Source organism: Methylocystis sp. B8 (genome assembly GCF_005771425.1).
GTDB lineage: Bacteria > Pseudomonadota > Alphaproteobacteria > Rhizobiales > Beijerinckiaceae > Methylocystis.
In genome coordinates this window covers 77,562-95,839 of sequence record NZ_VBTZ01000007.1, presented here as the reverse complement: position 1 = coordinate 95,839, position 18,278 = coordinate 77,562, and the positions used below count along the sequence as shown (strand labels likewise).

At 62.4% G+C, this 18,278-nt stretch carries 15 protein-coding genes; 5 read left to right on the top strand and 10 right to left on the bottom strand.

Features of this window, described 5'->3' with window-relative positions:
• Window positions 1-106: 106 nt before the first annotated feature.
• The 3 genes from FEV16_RS12480 to rnd all read right to left on the bottom strand — a co-directional run bounded on the left by FEV16_RS12480 (window position 107) and on the right by rnd (window position 2,421).
• Window positions 107-472, bottom strand: coding sequence for a group 1 truncated hemoglobin (locus tag FEV16_RS12480; RefSeq protein WP_138167962.1), 366 nt, complete (start codon window positions 470-472; stop codon window positions 107-109).
• 141 nt (window positions 473-613) lie between these two features.
• Complete coding sequence (locus FEV16_RS12475; RefSeq protein ID WP_138167961.1) at window positions 614-1,003, bottom strand: hypothetical protein; 390 nt, start codon at window positions 1,001-1,003, stop codon at window positions 614-616.
• Between the two features lie 245 nt (window positions 1,004-1,248).
• The gene (gene rnd / locus FEV16_RS12470; protein ID WP_138167960.1) at window positions 1,249-2,421 is read right to left on the bottom strand and encodes a ribonuclease D; all 1,173 of its coding nucleotides are present in this window, start codon (window positions 2,419-2,421) and stop codon (window positions 1,249-1,251) included.
• Between the two features lie 220 nt (window positions 2,422-2,641).
• Between rnd and FEV16_RS12465 the strand changes: the two genes are divergently transcribed.
• Window positions 2,642-3,589 carry a tetratricopeptide repeat protein gene (locus tag FEV16_RS12465; RefSeq protein WP_138167959.1) on the top strand — a complete coding sequence of 316 codons (948 nt, stop codon included), beginning with the start codon at window positions 2,642-2,644 and terminating at the stop codon, window positions 3,587-3,589.
• A gap of 22 nt (window positions 3,590-3,611) precedes the next feature.
• Here FEV16_RS12465 and FEV16_RS12460 read toward each other — a convergent pair whose 3' ends face one another.
• A complete protein-coding gene (locus FEV16_RS12460; RefSeq protein ID WP_138167958.1) occupies window positions 3,612-4,115 on the bottom strand; it encodes a peroxiredoxin in 504 nt (167 codons plus the stop codon).
• A 264-nt stretch (window positions 4,116-4,379) separates the two neighbouring features.
• Here FEV16_RS12460 and FEV16_RS12455 point away from each other — a divergent pair, with 264 nt between their 5' ends.
• Window positions 4,380-7,751: an AsmA-like C-terminal region-containing protein gene (locus tag FEV16_RS12455; protein WP_246657308.1), complete on the top strand. Its 3,372-nt coding sequence runs from the start codon at window positions 4,380-4,382 to the stop codon at window positions 7,749-7,751.
• 27 nt (window positions 7,752-7,778) lie between these two features.
• Here the strand turns inward: FEV16_RS12455 and tyrS are convergent, their stop codons facing one another.
• The gene (gene tyrS / locus FEV16_RS12450) at window positions 7,779-9,041 is read right to left on the bottom strand and encodes a tyrosine--tRNA ligase (RefSeq protein ID WP_138168052.1); all 1,263 of its coding nucleotides are present in this window, start codon (window positions 9,039-9,041) and stop codon (window positions 7,779-7,781) included.
• Between the two features lie 147 nt (window positions 9,042-9,188).
• Between tyrS and FEV16_RS12445 the strand changes: the two genes are divergently transcribed.
• Both FEV16_RS12445 and FEV16_RS12440 read left to right on the top strand, forming a co-directional pair.
• Window positions 9,189-10,610, top strand: a complete 1,422-nt coding sequence (locus FEV16_RS12445) for an MBOAT family O-acyltransferase (protein WP_138167956.1) — start codon at window positions 9,189-9,191, stop codon at window positions 10,608-10,610.
• A 3-nt stretch (window positions 10,611-10,613) separates the two neighbouring features.
• Window positions 10,614-11,918 (top strand): alginate O-acetyltransferase, encoded by a 1,305-nt coding sequence (locus FEV16_RS12440; protein ID WP_138167955.1) that lies wholly within the window; start codon window positions 10,614-10,616, stop codon window positions 11,916-11,918.
• A 6-nt stretch (window positions 11,919-11,924) separates the two neighbouring features.
• On the opposite strand, the gene FEV16_RS12435 is transcribed toward FEV16_RS12440, so the two are convergent.
• Complete coding sequence (locus FEV16_RS12435; protein ID WP_138167954.1) at window positions 11,925-12,779, bottom strand: EcsC family protein; 855 nt, start codon at window positions 12,777-12,779, stop codon at window positions 11,925-11,927.
• Window positions 12,780-13,051: 272 nt separating this feature from the next.
• Here FEV16_RS12435 and FEV16_RS12430 point away from each other — a divergent pair, with 272 nt between their 5' ends.
• Complete coding sequence (locus FEV16_RS12430) at window positions 13,052-13,594, top strand: DUF992 domain-containing protein (RefSeq protein WP_138167953.1); 543 nt, start codon at window positions 13,052-13,054, stop codon at window positions 13,592-13,594.
• 36 nt (window positions 13,595-13,630) lie between these two features.
• On the opposite strand, the gene FEV16_RS12425 is transcribed toward FEV16_RS12430, so the two are convergent.
• The 4 genes from FEV16_RS12425 to radA form a co-directional block, all read right to left on the bottom strand.
• Entirely contained in the window at window positions 13,631-14,368 is a 738-nt protein-coding gene (locus FEV16_RS12425; RefSeq protein WP_138167952.1) for an SDR family NAD(P)-dependent oxidoreductase, read from the bottom strand.
• Between the two features lie 68 nt (window positions 14,369-14,436).
• The gene (gene purF / locus FEV16_RS12420; protein ID WP_138167951.1) at window positions 14,437-15,933 is read right to left on the bottom strand and encodes an amidophosphoribosyltransferase; all 1,497 of its coding nucleotides are present in this window, start codon (window positions 15,931-15,933) and stop codon (window positions 14,437-14,439) included.
• Window positions 15,934-16,032: 99 nt separating this feature from the next.
• Window positions 16,033-16,668: a CvpA family protein gene (locus FEV16_RS12415; protein WP_138167950.1), complete on the bottom strand. Its 636-nt coding sequence runs from the start codon at window positions 16,666-16,668 to the stop codon at window positions 16,033-16,035.
• Window positions 16,669-16,860: 192 nt separating this feature from the next.
• Window positions 16,861-18,276 (bottom strand): DNA repair protein RadA, encoded by a 1,416-nt coding sequence (radA, locus tag FEV16_RS12410; protein ID WP_138167949.1) that lies wholly within the window; start codon window positions 18,274-18,276, stop codon window positions 16,861-16,863.
• Between the last annotated feature and the right edge of the window lie 2 nt (window positions 18,277-18,278).

The following is an 18,278-nucleotide window of genomic DNA, read 5'->3' as shown; positions in this document are numbered from 1 at the left end:
CGCTGCGTTCAGGCGGACTCGCCTGAACGCAGATAACGGGATCGATTCTAATGGCTTAGAGCGCGCTTTACGCAAAAAACCGGTTCCCACTTTTTCGCGGCGCGCTCTAGCGATTGAGCACGTCGTCGCGCACTGAATTGGCGAGATCGGCGACTTCTTTCACTTCTTTTTCGGGAACGCCGAGGTCGCGCAGCGTGTAGTTGAGATTTTCAATCACCGCGTCGACATGCGAATCGTTGAGACCCCTTTCGACAAGGCGCTTATGCGCTTTGCGCATGTCGGCGCCGGTGTAATTGTTGGGTCCGCCGAAAGCCATGGTGAGAAACGCCTTCTGCTTGGCGATCTGCTCTTCCATGTCGACGCCGTCGAAGAAATGCGCGATCCGGCCATCCGCAAGGACTTTGCGATAGAAAAGCTCAACGGCCGCGTTGACCGCGCCTTCCCCGCCCAATCGGTCATATAGGCTGGACATCTTCACCCTCCCTGGAACTGGTCTTATTCGCAACCATAGTCACGAGCGCCGCGGCAGACGCAAAGGCCAGCCGTGGTCAATTCCAGGGTTTCGATAGAGCCACGATGCGGCGGCGCCGTAGGCGTCGCCGCATCGCAACGATTATTCGGCCGCGGGGTGGGCGGCGACCCGGTTGATCTTGTCGACCCGCATGGTTTCGGCGCCCTGAGCGCAACTGAAACGCAAAGTCGAGCCTACCGCCGAGTCAAAATGCGCGGTTTTCCCATCCGCAACGGTGACGACAAGACGCGTCGCCTGAGTCGCGGGCGTCGCCTCCTCGTCCAGGGCTGAATCGATCACCATCATCGTCAGACGGCAGCCGTTCTCGCCCGAGGCGAAATAACTCACGACATGCTTTGACCCGGCGTCAAAGCTTGCCGCCATGAGTGGCTTCATGGTCACGGAAGCGTCGGCGGCGGACAGGCCCGAGCTTGTTGCAAGGCACAGCGCTCCGCCGAACGCCGCCGCGACAATTCGTTTTCCTGTGGTCATGTCTTTCCTTTCCATCTTCGAAGCAAAGGCGCGCGAGCGGGCATGAGCCAGCGCGTCTCGCTCGAACCGAAAGATGGATACTGCAACGCACCATGACAACAGTGCGGTGCAAAAAGGCAGGATAAAAAACTCTTTAAGATGATGAAATTTAATTAGGTTTTAGCAAGCTAAAATTTTGGTCATCGCAACGTCGGCACGCGCGTTGAAATGACTATTTTTGCGCTGCGGTATAAAAAATCCCCATATTATTCAGCAGTTGCGCGTTCGGCGGCCTCTTGCCAGTCAAAAGTCACGACACGGCCGTTTTCCACCGCCAGCGCGAGCCTCCCACGTTTCAGTTCTAGAGCCTTTTCGCCGAAGATCGCGCGGCGCCAGCCCTTCAGCGCCTGGATGTCGGCGTCATCGTCCTGAGCGATGGCTTCGAGGTCGTCGACGGTCGCGATCATCTTGGCGGCGACGCCCGTCTCTTCCGCCACCTGACGCAATAAGACTTTGAGCAATTCGACTGTCGCGCCGTTCGAATTTCGTCGATCGCGCTCGATGCGCGGGACCGTGGTCGGGTCGCGCGCGACGCCGCGCTCCACCGCGGCGACGATGTCCGCCCCCGCGCGCGAGCGCTCCATGCCCTTTGGAAAGGAGCGCAAATTGCCGAGCGCTTCGATTGAGCGCGGCGCGGCTTGCGCGATTTCTAGGAGCACCTCGTCCTTCAAAACTCGCGAACGCGGCACGTCGCGTGTTTGCGCCTCCAATTCGCGCCAGGCGGCAAGCTGCATCAGCACGGCGAGATCCCGCGGCTTGCGCGCCCGATGGCGTAGCCGCTCCCAGGCATTTTCTGGATGCTGTTCATAGGTCGCGGGCGAAGTGAGGGTCTGCATCTCGTCCGCGAGCCATTCAAGGCGATTGGAGCGTTCAAGCCGCGCGCGGAGCGCTGCGTAAATGTCGCGAAGATGAGTGACGTCGGCGATGGCGTAGTCGATCTGCGCCTCCGAAAGCGGACGGCGCGACCAGTCGGTGAAACGCGAAGACTTGTCGAGATTGGCGCGCGTGATCGCTTTAACGAGCTCAAGATAGGAGGCTTGCTCGCCGAATCCGCAGACCATCGCCGCGACCTGCGTGTCGAAAAGCGGTGCGGGAATGAGTCGCGCGAGGCGCCAGATGATTTCGAGGTCCTGACGAGCAGCGTGGAACACTTTGACGACGTCGGGATTGGCCATCAGCTCGAAAAACGGCGCTAGATCGAGGTCCTCGGCGAGGGCGTCGATCGCCACGGCTTCTTCCGGCGATGCGAGCTGGATGACGCACACCCGCGGCCAGAATGTCGTCTCGCGCAAAAACTCGGTGTCGACTGTTACGAAGGGATGCTGAGCGAAGCGGTCGCAGACCGCAGTCAGTTCGGCCTTGGTGGTGAGAAGACTCATTTGACTTCTGTTTTAGACGTTTTTGTTTCGAGTCTGAAGTCCTTAAGCCGAATTGGAGACGGTTCAGCGTGGCTTGGCCGCATCCAGCCCAGCCTGGCCACAATTGCGGGTTGCGAACCGGACAGGCTCGGCTGTCACATAAGCAGCATTTCCCAGTTGCGGGCGGCGCCTGTTGGGTTAGCATGCCGCCGCCACTCTATCCGGAGGCCACGTCCAACACATGCATGAATCATTCAGTTCCGCTGCGCGAACGGCCGCGCGGGCGCGGTTTCCAGCGATTCTTATCATCGCCTCGGCGCTTGTCGGCGCGCCAGCTCTGGCCACGCATCAAGGCGGCGGCGTCAGCCCAGGCTGGGGTCAATGCCGGGTTCAAGATCCGGATGCGCGCATCGCCGGATGCACGCAGGTCATTCAAAAGATCGACAAGGAGACCCCGCACAACCAGGCGGCGGCCTATGTCAATCGCGCTGGCGCCTACCAGGCGAAGGGCGACTATGCGCACGCGCTTGAAGATTTCGGCAAGGCGCTGGAGATTGAGCCGAAATCGTCGGTGGTTTTAGCTGCGCGCGGCGCTGCGCATCACGCCAAGGGCGATCTCGACAGCGCGCTCGCCGACTATGATCGGGCCATCGTCCTCGACAAGAAGAACGCCGCGGCGCTTCTCGCACGCGCCCACATCTGGCGAGCAAAGGGCGACGTCGAAAAGGCCCTTGCCGATCTCGAAGAGGCGGCGAAAGCCGATCCAAAGGCCACTGCGCCGCTCGTCACGGCTGGCGCCCTGCATCACGCGAAGGGCGATCACGACCGCGCCATTGGCGCCTTTTCCGAAGCGGCCAAACGCGATTCGAAACTCGCGGCGGCGCGCAATGGTCGCGGCGCCTGCCTGTACGCCAAGGGCGAATTCGACAAAGCGATCGCCGACTTCGACGCGGCGCTAAAAATCGACGCCAACTATGTCGGGGCTCTGGTCAACCGCGCCAACGCCTGGCGCGCCAAGAAGGACTTCGCCCGCGCCAAAGCTGATTATGACGCGGCGCTGGCGGCGAAGCCGGATCTCATGGCGGCGAAGAAGGGGGCCGAGGATATGGCCAGGCTCATCGCCAAACTGAGGCCGGGCGCGGCTCCGCCGGCCGACGCCGCTCCGGCGGCCGAGCACGACCACAACTGAAGTCACGGCCGCGGGCAGGCGCCTACAGCGCCTTCGCCGCAGCCAAAACTTCTTCGGCGTGCCCCGGCACCTTCACCTTGCGCCAGATTTTGGCGATGCGGCCATCGGGGCCGATCAGCACCGTGGTGCGCTCGACGCCCATATATTTGCGGCCATACATGCTCTTCTCGACCCAGACGCCATAGGCGTTGAGCGTCTCTTTTTTCTCATCTGACGCGAGCGGCAGCGCCAACTCATATTTCGCCCGAAACTTGTCGTGGCTTTTGATCGGATCGGGCGACATTCCGACGATCACGGTCTTCGCCTTCGCAAATTTGTCGCGCAGCCCATTGAAATCTATGGCTTCCTTGGTGCAGCCCGAGGTGTCGTCCTTAGGGTAGAAATAGAGGACGACTTTCTTGCCCTTGAGCGCTGCAAGAGACAGCTTTTCTCCTCCCGCCCCCGGGAGATCGAAGGCAGGCGCTATGTCTCCCTCTTTTAAGGCCGTCCCCTTTATCGTAGCCTTGGCGGTGACGGTTGAGTTCATGGCGCCTTCCTTTCGTCGCATCTGCAGCTAAAATCAGACGGTAGAATGCAGACTGCGCGCCAGCCGGCAAGATCTGGCCCATTGCCCGCGCCCAAGCTGCGATCGAGCCGAAAGCGAGACGAGTTGACCGACAGGGTAGGGCGCAAGCCTAGCGGCGGCGAAAACGTTGTCGACGCCGCATGGCGTTTGATGGCGCGAGCCTGTCGCGCAGCGTGGCGACCGCCGAGTTTTTGGGCGCCGCGCCGCGGAGTTTGTCGTCTGATCTTGCTCAGCGGACTCGCCGCAGTGCTGCTTTGCGCGCTGACGTTCGGCGGCTTCTTTCTGCTTTTGTCGCAGGGCTCGATCACCTTCGCCTGGCTCGCGCCGCGCATCGTCCAATCGCTGAATGAACTGGCGGGCGACCGCTACGACTTCTCGCTCGCCACCGCCTCGATCGGCAATGGCGATCATGGTCCGACGCTCTCCGTAGACAATTTCATCGTCAAGAAAGACGGCCGTCCGATCGTGGCCGCGCCGCGCGCTGAGCTGTCCGTCGATTTCCCTTCCCTGTTGATCGGCCGGGTGAAGCTGCGCCGGCTCGAAGTTCTCAATCTGGATTTGCGGCTTTCCGTTGATCCAGACGGCGCCGTCGCCATTTCCGCCGGCGCTCACCCCGTTGCGGCAAAGGCGCCCACAGCGCCCGAGGGGCCGGAGTCGGCGGCGAATGGTCCTGAAGCGAAGCGCGCGACCCTCTTGCGGGACGCCACCGAGGCCTTGCGCGGACTTATGGATCTCGCCACGAGCCCGAACAGTCCCATTGGCGCGCTCGATCGCCTTGGCGTCGCGCATGGTCGCCTCACGATCGACGATCGCACAAGCGATCACTCCATACGCTACGAAGACGTGACGCTCAGTCTCGACAAGGGCGCCAACGGCATGCGCTTCTCAGCGGCGGCCAATGGTCCCTCCGGGCGTTGGACCGCCGTCGCCGTCGCAAAGGGCGCGCCGGGAGGACGGCGCGATTTCCACGCGCAGTTTCGCGGCTTATCGATCGACGAAATTGCGCTTGCGGGCGGTTTTCGCACCACGCGGTTCGATACTGACGCGCCGCTCTCCTTCGATTTACAATTTGCGCTCGGCGCGGGCGATGAGATTCTAGAGGCGTCGGGCCAAGCAGAAGTCGGTCGCGGCTATTTCCGCTTTGATGAGCCAGACCATGAGCCGGTGATGATCGAAAAGGTCGCTGGCGTCGCGACATGGGATAGAGTTGGGCGCAAAGTCGTGATCGCGCCGCTCGTGTTCAAAGCTGGCGGCCTTGACATGACGGTCGTTGGCGAGGCGCGCCCGCCCGTTGGCGCCGCGACCATCGCCGATGCGGCGAGCCTCGACGGTCCATGGACAATCGGCCTGCGTCTGAAGGCGCCAACCCTTGTCGCGCCAGAGCGCCGAGGCGAGAAGAATGTGCGGATCGATAGCGGAATGCTCAATGCGCGCCTGTTCCGTGACCAACGCCAGATCGTTATCGACAAGTTCGCGTTTAGCGGCCCCGAAACCAATATCGCACTCAATGGGGCCGTGAGCTGGCGCGACGATATTCGCATTACGCTCAAAATGGGAATTGAGGAGACTCAGATACGCGCGCTCGCGCGCCTGTGGCCGACCCATGTCGCGCCGTCCGTGCGCGCCTGGTTCGTGGATCATGTGCCGGCCGGCGTTTTGAGACGCGCCCAATACGCCGCCGACTTTGACGGCGCGGCGCTCACCGCAATGCGTTACGAGCAGGCGCCGCCAGATCGATCGCTGTTCGCCGAGACAGACATCGAAGGAGCCGCGGTCACCGACATCTTGCCGGGCATGGCGCCGTTGACCGGCATCAACGGCCATTTGCGCATCACCGGACAAACGACGTCTTTCGTCGCGTCCTCAGGCGTCATGGCGATCGGGCCGGGCCGGCGCCTCGCGCTGTCCGCGGGCCGCTTCATCGTGGCGAACAGCGCGCTGCGTCCGACGCCCGCAACGGTCGAAGTCGATGTCGGCGGCGACGTCGAAGCGGTGGCCGACCTTCTCTCACTGCCGGCGATCGCCGAACATGCGTCAGTTCCCGTCGATCGCGGCGCGCTGAAAGGAACGATCGAAGGACGTCTGCGCGTCGATTTTGAGACGGGTTTGACGGCCCGCGACGAGGCCACAACATTCGCAGTTGACGCAACGACGTCAAACCTCGTCATCGACAGGCTGATCGGAAGGGAAAAACTCGAAGGCGGCGCTCTGCATATTGTCGCCGATGGGAGCGGACTGCGCGTCAACGGAACCGGGCATATTTACGGCGCGCCGGCGACCCTCGACGTGCGACGCGCCTTTGGCGAAAAAGGCGCGGCCCAAGCGCAGGTGGCTTTCACCTTCGACGACGCGGCGCGCCAGCGTGCGGGCTATGCCATCGCAGGCGTCGGCGGTCCAATTCTGGCGACGATACGCACGCCATTGCCGGTCGACGACGTCGATATGCAGTTCGACCTCGACCTCACGCGAACGAATTTCGACAATCCGCTGCCGGGACTCGTGAAGCCTCCTGGAAAGCCCGCAAAGGCCTCCTTCGTGCTGACGCACCGCGGCGAAGGGATGGCGCTTGAGCAATTCATATTCGACGCCGGGCCGACGCAGGCGCAGGGCTCCATTGAATTCGGGCGCGACGGCGCTTTCCGCGCCGCTCATTTCGCGCAGGCGCGTCTTTCGCCTGGAGACGACATGCATGTCGATGCGCAACGCGCCGGCGAGGCGGTGAAGATCGTCGCACGCGGCGCGAATTTTGACGCGCGTCCGATGATGCAGGGGCTGCTGCGCGCCGCCGACCGCGGCGGCAAGGGAACGATTGAAGACCTCGATCTCGATTTCAAGTCGCCGATCGTCACCGGCCATAACAAGCAAATTCTCACCAACGTCGATCTGAAAGTGGAGCGGCGCGGCGGCAAGCCGCGCGCCGTGGCGGTGACGGGTTTCTTCGGCCGCGAACAAGTCTCCGTCGGGATGAGCCGAAACCCAAATGGCCAGCCGCAGTTGGAAATTTCGACGAACGACGGCGGTTCGCTTCTCTCTTTCCTCGATGTCTATCGGAAGATGGACAGCGGCGCGCTGGCCGCGACCGTGCAGCTTGGCCAGAGCCGCGCAGACGGCGCATTGCGCATTCGTGACTTTTATGTCCGTGGCGAGCCGACCGTGCGCCAACTGATGGCGCAAAGCGGAACAGCGCGCGCCGACGATCGCGGCAACTATCGCTTCGATCCTGATCTCGTGCGCGTTGGCAAATTGGAGAGCGAATTCAGCTGGTCGGGCGGACAACTCGCGGTGCGTGACGGCGTCCTGTCGGGTCCCGAGATCGGCCTTACCTTCGACGGCTACATCGACTTCCAACACGAGCGGCTGGATCTCGTCGGCACCTATGTGCCGGCCTATGCGTTGAACAGCCTATTGTCGAACATTCCGGTTGTCGGCGTCGTTCTCGCCGGCGGACAGCATGAAGGCGTCTTCGGCCTGAGCTATCGCCTCTATGGCGCGCTCTCGTCTCCTTCGATCAACGTCAATCCGCTGTCGGCGATCGCGCCGGGATTGATGCGCAAGATTATGGGCGTCATCGACGGCACCGCGCGGATGCCGCAATAGCGGCGTGTGAGCGCAAAGCGCGTGAAGCTAAGCGCGCTCGAGCAGCACGTGCTTCTTTTTGCCAAGCGAGAGTTTGACGACGCCGTCGCCGGCAAACTCTCCTTCTCCAATGACGCCGCGTTCGTCGGTCACTGGCGCATCGTTGACGCGCAGTCCGCCGCCTTTGATCTGACGCCGCGCTTCTCCCGTCGAGGCAACGAGTCCGGCTCTTACGAAGGCCGTCAGCACGCCAAGGCCCGCAGCGACTTCCTCAGCCGAAATGGCGACCTTGGGAAGCGACAAAGCAAGCGCGCCTTCTTCGAATGTCGCACGCGCGGTTTCAGCGGCCGCATCCGCCGCCGTGCGGCCGTGAATGAGCGCCGTCGCTTCTGTCGCGAGCGTTTTCTTCGCTTCGTTGATTTCGGCGCCTTGCAGCGCCGCGAGGCGCGTGATCTCTTCCATCGGCAGGAAGGTGAAGAGCTTCAAGAAGCGCGCAACGTCGGCGTCTTCCGTGTTGCGCCAATACTGCCAATAGTCATAAGGCGACAATATATCGGCGTTGAGCCAGACGGCGCCGGCTTCGCTCTTGCCCATCTTGGCGCCAGACGTCGTCGTCAGCAGCGGCGAGGTGAGCGCATAAAGCTGCGGGCAACCCATGCGCCGGCCGAGATCGATGCCGGTGACGATATTGCCCCATTGGTCCGAGCCGCCCATCTGCAGCAGCGCGCCGTAACGCCTGTTGATCTCGACGAAGTCATAAGCCTGCAGGCACATATAGTTGAACTCGATAAAGGAGAGTTCATGCTCGCGCTCGAGCCGCAGCTTGACCGAGTCCATTGTCAGCATGCGGTTGACGGAGAAATGACGCCCGACGTCGCGTAGAAAATCGATGTAGTTCAGACCGATCAGCCAATCGGCGTTGTCGAGCATCTGCGCATCGGTTGCGCCGTCGCCGAATGTGAGGAAGCGTTCGAAGACGGTTTTGATCGACGCCTTGTTCGCGTCGATCTGTTCAACGGTCAAAAGCTTGCGGCTTTCATCCTTGCCGGAGGGATCGCCGACGCGCGTCGTGCCGCCGCCCATGAGCGGCAACGGCTTGCCGCCGGCGCGCTGCAGCCAGGCAAGCATCATGATCGGCAGCAGCGACCCGACATGGAGCGACGGCGCGGTGCAGTCGAATCCAATATAAGCGGAGAGCGCGCCCGACCGCGCCTTCTCGTCCAGGCCCTCGAAATCCGAGCATTGATGGATGAAGCCGCGCTCGATGAGCGCGCGCAGGAAATCGGACTTGGGAGAAAAATCAGCGGCCATGGAGGGGTGAATAAGCGGAACCCGGCGCCTGCGCAAGCGATCCCGCCGGCCTTCCTCACAGCCGTTTTCTTGCCCAACTGGGGTGGTTTTGGTAGAAGCCGCAGGCTTTCGCGCTCGCGCCGGCGCGCCGACGAACGCAGGAAAATCATGCTTTTCTACGAGCCGCTGTTCCTGTTTCTATTCGGGCCGGCGGTTTTTCTCATCTATCTCTTTTTCGGCGAAGTCCGCGTGCGCCGCGCCGTCATCCTTTTTGCGGCGAGCGTCGTCTTTTACGCTTGGAGCGAGCCGGTCTTCATCTTCCTCGTCTTTGCGTCGGTCACGCTCGACCTTTACGTGGCGCAGAAGATCGCCACGTCGTCAGAGTATGACGTTCGTAAGCGCTGGCTCGCGCTCGGCGTCGTCGCCAATCTGGCGATCCTCGTCTATTATAAATACACGGGCTTTCTCGCGCTCAATCTCGATGCGATCCTGAAGGCGTTGACGCTTCCGGGGATCAACATCCCACAGATCGCATTGCCGATCGGCGTCAGCTTCATCGTCTTTGAAAAGATCACCTATCTTGTCGATGTCTATCGCGGCGTCACGGCGCCGGCGCGCAGTTCTCTGCTTTACGGGCTTTACGTTTTTTTCTTTCCGAAGCTCCTTGCCGGCCCGATCATCAAATATCACGACATCGCGCGCCAATTCGAAGCGATGCCGCACGCCGACGTCGACGACTTCGTCATGGGATTCTCGCGCTTCATGCTCGGCGTCGTGAAGAAGCTGCTCTTCGCTGATACGCTTGCGAGCGGCGCAGACCTGATCTTTGCGCGCGACGTCGGCGGACTCGGTTTCGCAGAAGCTTGGGCTGGCGTGCTGTTCTTCACCTTCCAAATCTATTTCGACTTCTCCGGCTATTCCGACATGGCGATCGGACTTGGGCGCATGTTCGGCTTCCGGCTTCTAGAAAATTTCAACATGCCCTATGTGGCGACGAGCATCACAGATTTTTGGCGGCGCTGGCACATATCGCTGACGAGCTGGATTCGCGAATATTTATATTTTCCGCTTGGCGGCAATCGGCGCGGCGAAGCGCGCACCTATTTCAATCTTTGGATCTGCTTTTTGGCCTCGGGAATCTGGCACGGCGCGGCATGGACCTATGTGGTCTGGGGCGTCTATAACGGCGTGTTCCTTGTGCTCGACCGGTTGTTTTTGGTGAAGCGCCTCCAGCAATTGCCGGACTGGTTCGCCAATCTCATCGCGATGGTTATCGTCGTCGTCGGCTGGACATTTTTTCGCGCAACCTCTCTGTCTCAAGCCGGCGCGCTTCTTGCGCTGATGGCTAATCCATGGGCGCAATCGAGCGCGGCCGTCGCCATTCCGGAGGAATATATCGTCGTCGCGTTGATCGCCGCAGCGATTTGCGTCGCGCAGCGGCTGTCGCTTTACGTCAAGGACTTCGATTGGGGAAGCGCGGCGCAGCGTTTCGCCTTGGCGTCAAACAGCGCGCTTTCCATGCTCTTCCTCGCCGCGCTGGCGAAGGGACTCGCCGATCCTTTCAAGCCGTTCATCTACTTCCGGTTCTAATCGATGAGCGATCTCGCAGAAATCGACAAGCGCATCGGGCAACTCGAAGGAGAAGCTGCAACGGCGATTAACGCGCCTGTTCGTCCTGAGGGCGTGAACGCGTTTCTCAAGTCGCTCACGCTCGCGCGACTGCCGATCTTTGGATGCGCGGGATTCATCGCCTTTCTTTTTCTCGCCAATTTGTGGAATTTCGCCGTCGAAGGCGATTGGCCGAAGCTGCGTATCCGCAGCTCCTGGCCGCTTTACGGAGTGGCAAAACCAAAGCCCGCGCCTTGGACTCTTGAGGCCTTCCTTTCCGGCGAAACGCAAAAGGCCGTCTCTGCAAATCTCGGCCGAATGTCGCCGGTTTTTCCCATTTCCGTGCGCGCGAAAAATCAGCTCGTCTTTTCGGCTTTCGGCGGCTCGGCGGCGCCAGGAGTCGTGATCGGCCGAAACGGCCAGCTCTATGAGCAGTTCTATATCGACGAGTTTTGCGCCCGTGACGGCGCTTTCGATCCTTCGCGCGTGAGCGCCTGGTCGTTGACGCTGCACGAAATCCAGGAGATCGCGCAAGCGCGGGGGAAGAGCTTCGTCTTCCTCATTTCGCCGTCGAAGGCTGCACGATACCCGGAGGATCTGCCGAGGTCGGCGACTTGCTTTGCGCATGCGACGGCGATGCCAGAGAAGCTCGCGCCATACCGCGCCGCGCTCAATGGAGCTGGCGTGCGGTACGTCGATGGCGCAGCGCTGATTGAGTCGGAAAAGTCCAAACAGCCGTTGCCGCTCTTTCCGCGCGGCGGAACGCATTGGAACAGCGTCGGCGGCGCGCTTGCCATGCGCGAAGCGACGCGCGCGGTTCCCAATTCTCCGCTTGGCGTGCTGGAGTTTACGTCAGCGCCGGCGTCCGAGGCTTCGGGCACGGACCGCGATCTGCTGGACCTTATGAATCTTTTATGGCCTGACTCGCATTATCCCACGGCGGCGATCGGCCGGGCAGGGGAGAAGGGCGATTGCGCGCAGACGCCGCGGCTGCTGGCCCTTGGAGGCAGCTTCCTGCATCAAGTTTTGGCGGCGGCGACGCTCGCGCCGTGTCCACCGCAAATCGACTACTGGTTCTATATGCGGACTGAAGACAACGGGATTGAACTCGGTCACTACCGGCGCGCGCGCGGCGACGCCTCTAATGGCGAACGACTGCCGGCCACATCAGAGGAACTCGATGAAAACCTCGCCGGGGCCGATTTCATTCTGCTGGAAGAAAATGAATCGAGCATCGCCACAACGAAGCAGGTCAAACACCTCGCCGAGGCCCTACGCCGTCGGCCCTAATCGCCTTCACGCCGCCTGCGACGGATCGTTCCAATAGCCCTCAGAGCGAGCGATTCTCGCATATTCGGCGTGCACGACGGCGGGGCTGTAGAGGCGTTCTAATCGGCGGACGACGAAATGACCGCGCGCGAGGCTTTGGAAGTGCTCGGTGAAGGCGACATTGATCGCCGCGCCGCTGATCGCGCCAATGACAGGCACGGCTTGCGCGGCGGTTTTTTGCGATACGACGACGCCAAAACGCGTCCCGATCGCGCCAATCAGACGTGCGAGAGCAGGCGCCGCTTCGTTGGAAACCTGCCGGACAGTGAGAAAACGCGCGGCGTCGGACACGGATTTCGCGAGCACGGCGCGCAACGCCAAATAGCCGCCCTCCAAGACACTGCCTTCCGCGGAATGGCCGCCGAGCGCGAAGACTTCGAGGCAGGCGAGGGCCGCGCCGGGGTGTCGCAAGTCCTCTCCCTCGGCCTGCGCGATTTCCGCGATCGAGCGCAGCATGATCGTCGTCGACAGCGGCAGTTCAAGCGGAAGGCTGACGAGACCGACGGCGCCGCCGACGCCGCCCGTCAGCGCCGCGAGGCGGCGGTGAATCCTTATGGAGTCTTTTGCTGGCTGTGCGTCGAGGCTGGCTAAGGCCATCTTCATCGCCGCTGCGAGAGCCTTTCGCGTGGCGGCGGCGACTGCAGTTTGTAGCCGTGGCGGCAGAGTCAGCGCGCCAAAATTGAGCTGTCGGCTCGCCAGTCCGGCGAGCCGCGATGCAAAGCTCTGTCTTTCCAGCGCCGCGACGGCGGACCGCAGCGCCTCGACGTCAGACTGCGACAGCCCCTGGTCCATGAGAACTGGAAGCGGATGAGAATTCGACACGGATCGCCTCGGCCTTTCGATTGACTTTAAAAATCGGACTCTTCCAAGGTCTTTGCAAGCGCTGTGAAGGTTTGACGAGGCAGCAAAGCTTGGCTGGCGACTGGCGGGCTAAGTGCGCCCGCGCACAGGTTCTTTCTGACAAATCGTGACATAGGTCGGCTTCCGGCTGGAGCGGCGCTGTTGCTTTTTGGCGCCTGTTCTGTACTGCAAGGACGTGCGTTTGTGGCTCCGCTTCAGGCGTCGCCGCCGCAAATCAGGAAGAGGAGGTCTAAATGCTGAAGTTTGGATTGGGTCGCGCGCTGAGCGGCGCTTGCCTTTTGGCGCTGTTGGCGCCGGCGAGCGCGTTCGCGGGCGATCGCGTGGGCACCTTACAGTGCCGGCTGATGGGTAATGGCATCAGCGTTCTGGTCGAAAATCAGCAGTTGGACTGCATCTATCGCGACGATGCGGAAGGCGCGATTCCTGCTCATTACATCGGCACGCTCACCAAGGTTGGCGCGAATGTGACGATCAATGGTCCTGGCGAGCTTGCCTGGGGCGTTGTCGCGGCCACGAACCACATCGGACCCGGGGCTCTCGCCGGCTACTATGTCGGTCCTGAGGTTACCGCCAAGGTCGTCGTCGGCGGCGGCGGGGCCATCCTCGTCGGCGGATCCGATAACACTTTCTCGCTGCAGCCCTTCACGATGGAAGCGGGCTCCGGCGTGGGTTTGACCGCTGGCGTCGAGCGCTTGACGCTCGCCTATGTGCCGCCGCCGCCTCCGCCGATGCCGCGCCGCCACCATGTCCATCATCACCACTGGCACAGAGGCTGAGCTAGCCTCTAACGCGCGGCCCTAGAGCCGCGCGCTCTACGTCGGCGCTGAGAAACTCAGTAGCCGGTCGGTGGGAAAATCATAAAGCCTCGCGCTCTCGCGCCATTCCGGCGTCAGCAGCGCGAGGCATTTTTTTGCAAATTCGTCAGGCGTTCGGAGGGTCATCGGATCTTCGCCTGGCATCGCCTGAGCGCGCATGCGCGTGCGCAGCGGACCCGGATTGGCCAGCATCACGGTGACGCCGTCACCGACGACTTCCGACGCATAAGTGCGGGCTATCGCTTCGAGCGCCGCCTTCGAGACCGCGTAAGGGCCCCAAAACGGCTTCATGGTCGCGCGGTGCGCCGCACCCGACGTGATGAAGACGACGCGCCCGGCGCCCGATGCGCGCAGAAGCGGGTCGAGCGAACGGATCAGCCGCCAATTCGCCGTGACATTGACCGCCATGACGCGATTCCAGTCCTTCGGGTCGACATGAGCGAGCGGCGACAGCGGACCAAGCAGACCTGCGTTGCCGACAAAGGCGTCGAGTTTGCCCCAGCGTTCGAAAAGCGCCGCGCCGAGACGATCAAGCGCGTCGAAGTCGGCAAGATCGCAAGGAACGAGCGTCGCTTGGCCACCTTGTGCGCGGATTTCGTCGTCGAGTTCTTCGAGTCCGCCTTGCGTGCGCGCCAAGGCGACGACATGCGCGCCGGCGCGGGCGAGTTCGAGCGCGAGCGCGCGGCCGATGCCGCGCGACGCGCCGGTCACAAGTACGATGCGGGGAGGCTTCACGCGGTGATCTCAGGAATCATTTCGTCAACAGCAACGTCAAAGCCTAGGGTGTCGAGGTCACCCGCTTGTCAACTCGCCTCGGCCAATAGCGAAAGTTGCGCGCGATTTTCGCCGACGAGATCGGTCAGCGAGGTGGGATAGTCGCCAGTGAAGCAGTGGTCGGTGAACTGCGGCCGAACAGGATCGCGGCGCTCATAGCCCATGGAGCGATAGATGCCGTCGACCGACAGGAAGGCCAGCGAGTCGCAACCGATATATTCGCGCATCTCCTCGAGCGTATGCGTCGCGGCGAGCAGCTTCTCCTTCTGCGGCGTGTCGATCCCGTAATAATCCGGATTGGTGATCGGCGGCGACGAAATAAGAAAGTGCACTTCCGTGGCGCCTGCGTCGCGCATCATTTGCACGATTTTTACCGAGGTCGTGCCGCGCACGATTGAATCGTCGATGAGGATCACGCGCTTTCCGGCGACGACGCAGCGATTGGCGCTATGCTTCATGCGCACGCCAAAATCACGCGCGATTTGCGTCGGCTCGATGAAGGTGCGCCCGACATAGTGGTTGCGGATAATGCCGAGTTCGAACGGGACGCCGGACTGCTGCGAATAGCCGATCGCCGCCGGCACGCCGGAGTCGGGCACCGGCACCACGACATCTGCGTCGATCGGACGTTCGCGCGCAAGCTCGGCGCCCATCGCCTTGCGCACGTCATAGACCGGACGGCCATGCACGATGGAGTCGGGACGGGCGAAATAGATATATTCGAAGATGCACGGGCGCATCGGCTGCGGCGGAAAAGGTCGCAAGCTCTCGAGACCGCTCTCCGAAATAACGACGACCTCGCCATTCATCACGTCGCGCACGAAGCGCGCGCCGATGATGTCGAGCGCGCAGGTCTCTGACGCGAGAATATATTTTCCGTTGAGTTCGCCGATGACGAGCGGACGAATGCCGAGCGGATCGCGCGCGCCAATAAGCTTCTTATTAGTTAGCGCAACGAGCGAATAAGCGCCTTCGATCGAACGCAGCGCTTCGATGAATCGGTCGATGAGCAGCGGCCTGCGGCTGCGTGCGACGAGATGAAGAATGACCTCGGTGTCCGAGGTCGACTGGAAGATCGCGCCTTCGCGGATCAGCTCGCGCCGCAGGGTTTGCGCGTTGGTCAGGTTGCCGTTGTGAGCGACCGCGAAACCGCCCGTGTTCAGTTCCGCGAATAGCGGCTGAACATTGCGCAGCATGGTCTCGCCGGTGGTCGCGTAGCGCACATGGCCGATTGCGGCGGCGCCCGGCAGGCGCTCGATCGCGCTTTCCTGAGAGAAATGGTCGCCGACGAGTCCCAAACGGCGTTCGCCATGGAAACGGCCGCCGTCGAAAGTGACAATGCCGGCCGCCTCTTGTCCGCGATGTTGCAGCGCGTGCAGGCCCAGCGCGGCGATCGCTGCGGCGTCTGGCAAATCGAAGACGCCGAACACGCCGCAATATTCGCGAAGCCGGTCGCCGTCGAGATCGTCTATCGCGTCAATCTCGCGGGATGAGGACCTCTGAAGATCCTCGGCGGCGTCCGTCATGCTTCATCCCCCGTGACGCGCCGCCACCCGGCACTCCCGAGCGCCCGGGCGTCGCATTCCCGTCATATGTGCCAGCGGCGGGGTCCATCCGCAAGACCATCATTCAGGCTTGTCGGCTGACTCCGGCGCGGCCTCGGCCGGGCTCTCGACGTTTGCGTCGCTCGGCGCTGGCTGGATCTTTTCGGGTTCAACGTCAGCCGGAGGCTCCTCGTTCACAGGAGCGCCTTTCTTGGCCTTGATCTTGGCGACGATGCTGTCGATGTCGTCGGGCAGCATTTCGCGCAGTTTCTCGCCGCCGGCGACAAGGAAGGGCTTGGCGCGCGCGTCCTTAATCCATTCCGGCTGATTCGTTTCGGGCACGAGCCAGCTGTAAAAAACAAAGGCGACGACGGCGAGCAGCGCGCCGCGGACGGCGCCGAACAGGAAGCCCAGCGTGCGGTCGAGCGCGCCGACTTTCGAGTCGAGAATGACGTCCGAGAGCTTCACCGTGATAAGCGAAACGGCGACCAGAGCGACGAAAAACACCGAGGCCACGGCGGCCGCGAGAGCAATCTCATCCTTGCTGATGTACGGTTTGATGTAGGGCAGGGCGAGCGGATAGAAGAAGTATGCCGCCGCCGCCGCGGCGACCCAGGAGAGGATTGCAAGTACCTCCCGGGTGAAGCCGCGCAAAAGAGCGAGCATCCCCGACACCAAAACGACGGTAATCACTGCCAAATCCAGATATGACGGCATCGCTGGCCTCTTGGTTGTTCGCCCTGAGCTCTCAACGCTTCTGAATGGGCTGTTGGCCGCCTTCCGACGGCGCTCGCACGACCCTCTCCGGAACCTGTGTCAACTTTGCGCCTCAGTCAGGCAAGTCGTTCCGGCAGGTCATGGCTTTCGCACTTGCAGCCTTCTAACGCATCTTTACGCCAGTCGGAAACATTAAAGCGCAGGGTCTTTAGCCGCGCGCGATGGTTTTTCGCGCGCCGACATGCGGGCGATAGAGGCGACGAGGCCGCCAACGTCCCCGCAGGGACGGATCGTCACTCCAGCGCTGCGGGCATCGTCTGAAATTTGTTGTGACTGCGGGACGACGGCGTGACGAAATCCAAGTTTTCCTGCCTCGCGCAGACGCATGCCGGGATGAATGACGGGCCGCACGGCGCCCGAAAGTCCGATCTCGCCGAAAAAGCACATGTCGGGAGGCAGCACAGCGCCCGTCAGAGACGAGACGAGCGCCGCAGCGGCAGCGAGGTCGGCGGCGGGTTCGTCGGCGCGGAAGCCGCCAGCGACGTTGAGATAGACGTCGTGCATGCCAAGCTTGAGCCCGCCATGCGCCTCAAGCACGGCGAGAATCATGGAGAGGCGGTTTTGATCGAAGCCGACGACGGCGCGCCGCGGCGTGCCGAGGGACGTGGGCGCGACGAGCGCCTGAATTTCGATCAGCAACGGACGCTGCCCCTCCATGCCGGCGACGACGGCTGCGCCCGGCGCGCCCGCGTCGCGGCCGGCAAGGAAAAGCGCGGACGGATTGGCGACTTCCGCAAGACCGAGTCCGGTCATTTCGAAAACGCCGATCTCGCCGGTCGCGCCGAATCGATTCTTGGAGGCGCGCAGCATGCGGAAATGATGCGCGCCGTCGCCCTCGAAAGACAGGACCGCGTCGACCATGTGTTCGACGACGCGCGGGCCTGCGACCTGTCCGTCCTTGGTGACATGGCCGACGAGAACGATCGTCGAGCCCGTCGTCTTGGCGTGGCGCAGGAGCGCCTGGGCGCTGGCGCGCACCTGCGTCACCGTTCCCGGCGCCGACTCTGCCATGTCCGTATGCATGGTCTGAATCGAATCGATGACGATCAACGCCGGACGCGCGCCTGTCGCGCAGGTCGCGAGAATGTCCTCGACCTGAGTAGCGGCGGCAAGCTCAACGGGCGCATCGGCGAGGTTCAGTCTAGCCGCGCGCAGGCGCACCTGGGCGACCGCCTCCTCGCCAGAAATATAGACGACGCGCGCGCCGCGTCGCGCCAGAGTCGCGCATGCCTGGATCAGTAGAGTGGACTTGCCGATGCCGGGTTCGCCGCCGAGCAGCAACACTGAGCCCGGAACGAAGCCGCCGCCGGTGACACGATCAAATTCGTCGAGTCCGGTGGCTATCCGGGGCGCCGGCTTGCCTTCGCCAGCGAGCCCCTCAAGGTCAAAGGCTCGACCGCGGGCGGCGCGGCGCGTGACCGCACCGGCGCCGGCGTTCGACTCTTCAACGAGGCTGTTCCACTCGCCACATGACTCGCAGCGACCCTGCCACCGCGAAGCGACAGCGCCGCAGTTTTGACAGACATAGACCGCGCGGCTTTTGGCCATGC

Excerpts from the sequence above, each read along its gene's own strand:
- FEV16_RS12460 (WP_138167958.1), bottom strand. The coding sequence starts at position 4,115 with ATGAACTCAACCGTCACCGCCAAGGCTACGATAAAGGGGACGGCCTTA.
- FEV16_RS12445 (WP_138167956.1), top strand. The coding sequence starts at position 9,189 with ATGCTTTTCTACGAGCCGCTGTTCCTGTTTCTATTCGGGCCGGCGGTT.
- FEV16_RS12480 (WP_138167962.1), bottom strand. The coding sequence starts at position 472 with ATGTCCAGCCTATATGACCGATTGGGCGGGGAAGGCGCGGTCAACGCG.
- tyrS (WP_138168052.1), bottom strand. The coding sequence starts at position 9,041 with ATGGCCGCTGATTTTTCTCCCAAGTCCGATTTCCTGCGCGCGCTCATC.
- FEV16_RS12465 (WP_138167959.1), top strand. The coding sequence starts at position 2,642 with ATGCATGAATCATTCAGTTCCGCTGCGCGAACGGCCGCGCGGGCGCGG.
- purF (WP_138167951.1), bottom strand. The coding sequence starts at position 15,933 with ATGACGGACGCCGCCGAGGATCTTCAGAGGTCCTCATCCCGCGAGATT.
- rnd (WP_138167960.1), bottom strand. The coding sequence starts at position 2,421 with ATGAGTCTTCTCACCACCAAGGCCGAACTGACTGCGGTCTGCGACCGC.
- FEV16_RS12415 (WP_138167950.1), bottom strand. The coding sequence starts at position 16,668 with ATGCCGTCATATCTGGATTTGGCAGTGATTACCGTCGTTTTGGTGTCG.
- FEV16_RS12430 (WP_138167953.1), top strand. The coding sequence starts at position 13,052 with ATGCTGAAGTTTGGATTGGGTCGCGCGCTGAGCGGCGCTTGCCTTTTG.
- FEV16_RS12475 (WP_138167961.1), bottom strand. The coding sequence starts at position 1,003 with ATGACCACAGGAAAACGAATTGTCGCGGCGGCGTTCGGCGGAGCGCTG.
- radA (WP_138167949.1), bottom strand. The coding sequence starts at position 18,276 with ATGGCCAAAAGCCGCGCGGTCTATGTCTGTCAAAACTGCGGCGCTGTC.
- FEV16_RS12440 (WP_138167955.1), top strand. The coding sequence starts at position 10,614 with ATGAGCGATCTCGCAGAAATCGACAAGCGCATCGGGCAACTCGAAGGA.